At 69.8% G+C, this 6,498-nt stretch carries 3 protein-coding genes; all 3 read left to right on the top strand.

The window, feature by feature from the left end; translation table 11 throughout:
* Positions 1 to 778: 778 nt before the first annotated feature.
* The 3 genes from AB0J09_RS52615 to AB0J09_RS52605 all read left to right on the top strand — a co-directional run bounded on the left by AB0J09_RS52615 (position 779) and on the right by AB0J09_RS52605 (position 6,394).
* On the top strand, positions 779 to 3,874 hold the full coding sequence (locus AB0J09_RS52615; protein WP_360709515.1) for a BTAD domain-containing putative transcriptional regulator: 3,096 nt from the start codon (positions 779 to 781) through the stop codon (positions 3,872 to 3,874).
* Positions 3,875 to 4,611: 737 nt separating this feature from the next.
* The gene (locus AB0J09_RS52610) at positions 4,612 to 5,481 is read left to right on the top strand and encodes an isocitrate lyase/PEP mutase family protein (RefSeq protein ID WP_360709513.1); all 870 of its coding nucleotides are present in this window, start codon (positions 4,612 to 4,614) and stop codon (positions 5,479 to 5,481) included.
* Between the two features lie 358 nt (positions 5,482 to 5,839).
* Positions 5,840 to 6,394: a pyridoxamine 5'-phosphate oxidase family protein gene (locus AB0J09_RS52605; RefSeq protein ID WP_360709512.1), complete on the top strand. Its 555-nt coding sequence runs from the start codon at positions 5,840 to 5,842 to the stop codon at positions 6,392 to 6,394.
* The last annotated feature ends 104 nt before the right edge of the window (positions 6,395 to 6,498 follow it).

Raw genomic sequence — 6,498 nt, 5'->3', positions numbered from 1 at the left:
GGTCCCCAACCCGCTCCCGCAGACACTTACCGCTTAACCTGCAGAAACAGGATCACGCGAAGATCGATTCATACACCACGTCCGTGGACGTGACCCCTCACTTGTTCAGATGCACCAGTTCTTCTACGACCCCTTGAGCAGGGAGAGGAAGCCTCTAGGTAGTGACCGGCTCCCGTTTGCACACAGGCGCTCACCAAGGAACTGCAGCAGAAGGCCCATGCTCTGCCTTGTTCCGTCGCTGTTCCGTCGGAGCACCTGAACCAGCGAGAAGCGATGCGAGACGTCCGCAGGCGTAACCGCTGCTCAGCCGCGTGATCGACCTGGTTCCGCAGGTGATCGAACCATGAGTCGGAGAACATGCAGATCTTCGAGGGCACCAACCAGATCCAGCGCCTGGTCATCAGCCGCCACCTCGCAAGCTGACCCTGACCTGCGAAAACCCCGCCTGCCTGTCCTCGGAGGCGGGGTTCGCTGTCTTGTGCGTAGAGCTTAAATGATCACTGTTCCGTGAGAGACCTCGCGCGGCCGGTGCAGCCGGTCGTCGATCGCCTTGCGGGGGCTGTGGATTCTCACGACCATGTACACGACTGGGCCACCTTGGTCGGCCTTGGGACGACACGAGCGGGACTCGGGCCTGCAGTCCAAAGGCCCCGGAGCCGTCTCGTCCAGTGTTCGTCCGCAGTCTGTGGGCGGGTGCTGCACGGCCAGGCCGCTGGCACAGCGGGCAAGGCCGGGGTCCGGCGATCGTTCCGAAAGGCGCGGATGGGAAGCTGGCTCGGTGCAGGTCTCCCTCCTCGGTCCGATCGAAGCCACCTCTGACGACGCCTCCCCGATCGACATCCCCGGCGCGCGCCTGCGGATGCTGCTGGCGCGGCTCGCGCTGGAGGCCGGCCGGCCGGTGTCAGCCGACTCCCTGATCGACGGCATCTGGGGCGAGGAGCCCCCCGCCGGAGCCGTCAACGCGCTGCATGGCCTGGTCTCCCGGTTGCGCAGGACGCTGGGCGGGCCGGAGTCCGTGGAGCTGGTGGCCGGCGGCTACCGGCTGCCGCTGCGCCCCGAGGACGTGGACGCGCACCGATTCGAGCAGCTTGCCGGGCAGGCCAGGCGGGAGCTCGCGGCCGACAGGCCGCGTGAAGCCTCCTCCTTGCTCCGCCCCGCCCTGGAGCTATGGCGGGGCGCCGCGCTGGCGGACGTGCTGGAGGCCTCGTTCGCCCGCAACGTCGCGGCCCGGTTGGAGGAGCTGCGCGCCACTGTCGCCGAGGACTTCTTCGACGCGGAGGTACGGCTCGGCCGCCACGCCGAGGTGCTGGCCGAGCTGGGCGCCGCGGCCGTCGCCCGCCCGCTGAGCGAGCGCCTGGCCGAACTGCGGATCCGAGCCCTGTCGGCCGCCGGACGCCAGTCAGAGGCGCTGGCCGTGTACGAGGAGGTCCGCGGCAAGCTCGGCGACGAGCTGGGCATGGATCCCTCGCCCGAGCTCAGCGCGATCCACCTCGCTCTCCTCCGCGGGGAGCTGAACCGGCCCTCCGTACGGCGGCAGGCCGCGCCCAGCCAGCTCCCGGCCAGACTGACCAGCTTCGTCGGTCGGGAGCGTGAACTCGGCGAGCTCGCCCGGCTGATGGCGGGCGCGCGGCTGGTGACGATCGTCGGACCGGGCGGCGCGGGCAAGACCAGGCTGGCGTTGGAGGCCGCGGACCACGTCGAGGAACGGACATGGTTCGTGTCGCTTGCCGGGGTCACCCAGCCAGACCAGATCGCAGACGCGGTGCTCAGCGCCTGCGGCGGCCTGTTCGAGGGCGGGTTCAAGCCGCAGGCTCCCGCCCCCGCGCGGCTGGCCGCCCAGCTCGACGTCGGCCCTGCCGTACTGGTGCTGGACAACTGCGAGCACCTGGTGGAGGCGGCCGCCCGGCTTGCCGAGCAGCTGCTCGTCCGGCTTCCGCAGCTGCGCATCCTGGCCACCAGCAGGGAGGCTCTGGCGATCGACGGCGAGGCCTTGTGCCACCTCGGCCCACTCGACCTGCCCGTGGAGGACGCGGACCTGGCCGAGGCCGCCGAGTCAGCCGGCGTGCGGCTGTTCGTCGAGCGGGCTGCCAGCGTGCGCCAGGGGTTCGCGCTCGACCAGACCACCCTGGAGTCCGTGGTGGAGATCTGCCGCCGGTTGGACGGCATGCCGCTGGCGCTCGAACTGGCCGCGGCCAAGCTGCGGGCGATGAGTGTGGCGCAGATCGCCCGGCGGCTGGGTGATCGTTTCCGCCTGCTCACCTCGGGGAGCAGGACCGCGCTGCCGCGCCAGCGCACGCTGCTCGCGATGGTGGAGTGGAGCTGGGACCTGCTGGAGGCGCCCGAGCGGGTGCTGGCCGCCCGGCTGGCCGCCTTTCCCGGCGGAGCTGACCTGGCCGCGCTCGAGGCGATCTGCTCTGACGCGTCCCTCACCGCCGGCGACATGGTGTACGTCGCGGGTGCACTGGTCGAGAAGTCCATGATCCAGCAGGTCGGCGACAGGTACCGGATGCTGGAAACCATCCGCGCCTACGCGGCGGCCGAACTCGCAGAGCCGATCGCCGACCGCTTCCGCGCGTACTTCCTGGCGCTGGCCGAGGAGAACGAGCCGCTGCTGCGTACCAGGGATCAGCTACGCGCCGTCGAGGTCTTCGACGCCGAGCACGACAACCTGGTCGCCGTGCTGCGGGCCGCCATCGAGGCGGGCGACGCGGCCACGGCCGCCCGGCTCGTCAGATCCATGATCTGGTACTGGGGCATGCGCGGGATGTCCACCCAGTCCGACGCCTTCCTGAGCGAGGTGCTGACGTTCGGCGACGAGCTGCCGGCCGACGCGCGCACTGCCTTCGAGGTGGTGCGGTCGACGTCGGGCCGGGGAGGCGGGCAGGAGGTCCGTGAGAACCTCCGCCGTCCCGGGGTGACGAAGTTCCACAACGCGCTGCCGTTGCTCCGCATCTCCAAGCTCACCACCCAGGACGCCCGGGACCTAGAGGCGCTGGACTCGCCCGACCCCTGGGTGCGCGCCAGCGCCCACTGGGCCTACGACTTCCTCCTCACGGAACAGGGCGACCAGGAGACCGGCGCCCGCCACAGGGAGGAGGCACTGCGCCTGTTCCAGCAGGTCGGCGACCGCTGGGGGCTGGTGATGAGCCTGGTACGGCAGAGCCGCGTCCACGGCCTGCGCGGCGAGCACGAACGTGCGGTCGCGGCCTCCGAGCGCGCCGTCGCCATCGCCTCCGAGCTCGGCACCGAGGAACACCTCTTCATAACCAAGTCGCATCTCGCCCAGAACCGAATGCGCGGTGGCGACCTGGACGGCGCACTGTACGACATCCACGCTGCGCGGCGCCAGGGTCGCGAACACGGTCACCGGAGGCTGGAAGCCAGCATGCTGTTCCCGCTCGCCGAGGCGCACCGCCACGCCGGCGACCTGGCACTGGCCCATCAGGTCGTGGACGAGCTCGAGACGGTCATCCACCGGCTACCCGGCCCGCCCGAGCTGAACAGCGACGTGATCGTGTCCTCCCGGATGGCCGTCCTCGTGACCGAGGGGGCGGCGGAGCGGGCGCGCGAGCTGCTGCCCCGCGCGATGCGCGGCGTGCTCGGGCACAGCAACGCCAACGCCATGGCCCGGGGCGCGGAGCTGTTGGCCAGGCTGCTCGGGCTGGAAGGCGACCCGGCGGGGGCCGCGACGGCGCTCGGGATGAGCCACGTGATCAGGGGCGTCTTCGACGAGGGCGACCCCGATCTGCGCCGGCTGGTGCCCGTCCTGGCCGGGCAGCTCGGCGACGAGGGTTACCTGGACGCGTACCGGTGTGGCGCGAGCCTGCCGAGGCAGGAGGCGATGGACCGGCTCGCGGCCCACGCGGGAAGGTAGATCTGGCGGCCCGTCGGCTGAGCGATCGGCTCAGCGCGCGCCCGGCGGCCCGGCCGGAGAAGATGCAACCGCCCAGGAACAGGAAGGTGTGTTGCACCCGCCGCCTCCGCCGAAGCCAACCACGTTGCCCGTGGGGTACAGGCCCGGCACCGGGGAGCCGTAGGTGCCGATCATCCGGGAGTCCAGGTCGATCGCTGGATCCACCTGTCCCAACCTCGAAGGCGGCTCGAGGATCAAGAGGTTTCCCAACGGGGACCGGTCAGAAGGTACCTGGGTGGTGCTCGCTTGTCTCGACTCCAAATCTGAGTGCATCGAGGGAGGTCCTCGATGCCGCCACCTTCCGGGATCATGCTCCAGAGGAAGGGGATCAGGTACTGAGGAGGTTCGCCCAGGAGCACGGCCAGTTCGTCCTCAGTAACGGTGAGGGCGAATCCCGAGCTCGGTCGCCCCGAGCCCCATCCTTGTTAGACGGCCCGCCGGATGCATCCGATGGGTCGGCGGTGGGAGCGTCCGGGCGCGCCAGGCGTCCGAGGCGGCCTCGTCGTACGGCTCGGGGGCCGGGCCGGTGGTGTGGGGCTGGTGGTGGTGGGGTCGGCCGTCGCCCGATCGGGGCAGCTCACACTGGGTAGGGAGGCAGCGCCGGCCTCGGGAACAGGCAGAGTCATCGGACGACGGGGGAAGCATCCGTTCGCCGGGCACGAAGCCGAGATCGAGGACGATCGGTTGGGGGACTGCTTATGACCAGGCACACGACCAGGCTGCGGCAACTGCTGGCCGCCCCGAGGATCCTCGTGGCCTACGACGGGACGGGCGCCCGGCTGGTCCGGGCATTCGGATTCGAGGCGGTGTATCTCAGCGGGTTCCAGACCTCCGCCAGCCTCCTGGGCCAGCCAGACGTCGGCTACCTGACGATGACCCAGATGGTGGAACGGGTGGCGGCGCTGTCGGACGTGACCGACCTGCCGTTGATCGCCGACGGCGACACAGGCTACGGCAACCCGCTGAACGTGCGCCGCGCCGTCCGCGGGTACGAGAGGGCCGGCGCCGCGGCGATGCACATCGAGGACCAGACCTTCCCCAAGCGCTGCGGCCACATGCTGGGCCGCCAGGTCATCCCGAGGGATCAGATGGTCCAGAAGATCAAGGCGGCCGTCGACGCGCGTACCGACCCCGACTTCGTGATCATCGCCCGCACCGACGCGCGTACGACCATGGGGCTGGACGAGGCGCTGGAGCGGGGAGCCGCCTACCACGAGGCGGGCGCCGATGTGCTGTTCATCGAGTCCCCTGAGAGCGAGGAGGAGATGCGGCGCGTCTGCGAGACGTTCCGCGGCGTCGTCCCGGTACTCAGCAACCAGATCGAGGGCGGCCGCACGCCGATGCCGGGCGTCGGCGCGCTGGAACGGATGGGGTACGCGCTGGCGATCTTCTCCCTCGGCCTGGCGTTCGCCGCTGCCAAGGGCATGCGCGACTACCTGGAGGTGCTCTCCACCAAGGGCGACACGCATGGGGCGCTCGACGGCATGGTCGCGTTCGACGACTTCAACCGGCTGATCGGTCTCGACGAGCACGCCGAGTTGGAGCACCGCTACGAGGTCCCTGGCTGACCGGGCGGGAAAGCCGCTCAGTGGCCGGCGGGAGCGGGGGTGCCGTCCCGCGCCTCAACCTCGGCACGGGACGCGCCCCACGCGCGGACGCCAAGTTCATACCAACCCGTGCCCGTAACGTAGACGGTCATGTCGTATCCGCCTCAAGGACCGGGAGACCCCGTCGCCAAGGCCTCACCCCGAACAGCTCGGCCGGCACCATCATGCCTGAACCACAGGAATACCCCCGAGCCCGGTGACGTCCGCAAACGGATGAAGAAATACGACACAAGGTGTCGGGTTTTGGGTTGAGCATGATTTCATCGGTCGGCGTCGATGGCGGACGTGGACCGGGCCCTGCGGACAGATAAGGACCTCCATGCGCGAAACGTCAGAAGACCTCAAAGAGCTCCAGGCTCTCCTCGACGCCTCCCTCTCCCGTTCCACCTCGCACCTCCGCTCGATCATCAACGCCGAGCGCACACTGACCGCAGAGCAACTCACCCAGGTCCTCACCGGCATGTGCACGCTCGCCCTGTCCACCGTGACGGCGAAGGGCGAGCCGCGGATCAGTGGTGCCGACGGGCATTTCCTGCACGGCAAGTGGCACTTCGGCACGGCGCGCGGCGCCGCCAAGGCCCGCCATCTCGCCGCCCGCCCCGCCGTCAGCGTCGCGCACATGCGCGGCGAGGACCTGGGCGTGTTCACGCACGGCAAGGTAGAGATCCTCAACCCCCAGGACGGCGCGCCGGCCGCGGACTGGCCGGACCTGCTCGAGTACTTCAAGGACTTCTACGGCGACGATGCCTTCGACTGGGACAACGACGTGGTCTACTACCGGCTGCACCCGCACTGGATGACCGTCTACCGAACTGTGGGCCAGTGCTCCGGCGTTCACGCCGGGGGTGAAGGCCCACGCGGGAGTGTCTGCTAGGGCGCGAGTGTGCTCTAGCCTTCCGCGTCGGTGAGCAGGTCAGCTCACACGGGTCGTTTCTGCTGTTCGATGTACTGCTTGAGGACCGTGAGCGGTGCGCCGCC

Origin of the sequence: Nonomuraea sp. NPDC049784 (assembly GCF_040659615.1) — a bacterium.
Classification (GTDB): domain Bacteria; phylum Actinomycetota; class Actinomycetes; order Streptosporangiales; family Streptosporangiaceae; genus Nonomuraea.
The sequence above is the reverse complement of the archived record's forward strand: the minus strand, read 5'-3'. Positions and strand labels throughout refer to the sequence as shown.

Bases quoted from the DNA above. Each gene is read 5' to 3' on its own strand.
- AB0J09_RS52605 (WP_360709512.1), top strand. From the start codon at position 5,840: ATGCGCGAAACGTCAGAAGACCTCAAAGAGCTCCAGGCTCTCCTCGAC.
- AB0J09_RS52610 (WP_360709513.1), top strand. From the start codon at position 4,612: ATGACCAGGCACACGACCAGGCTGCGGCAACTGCTGGCCGCCCCGAGG.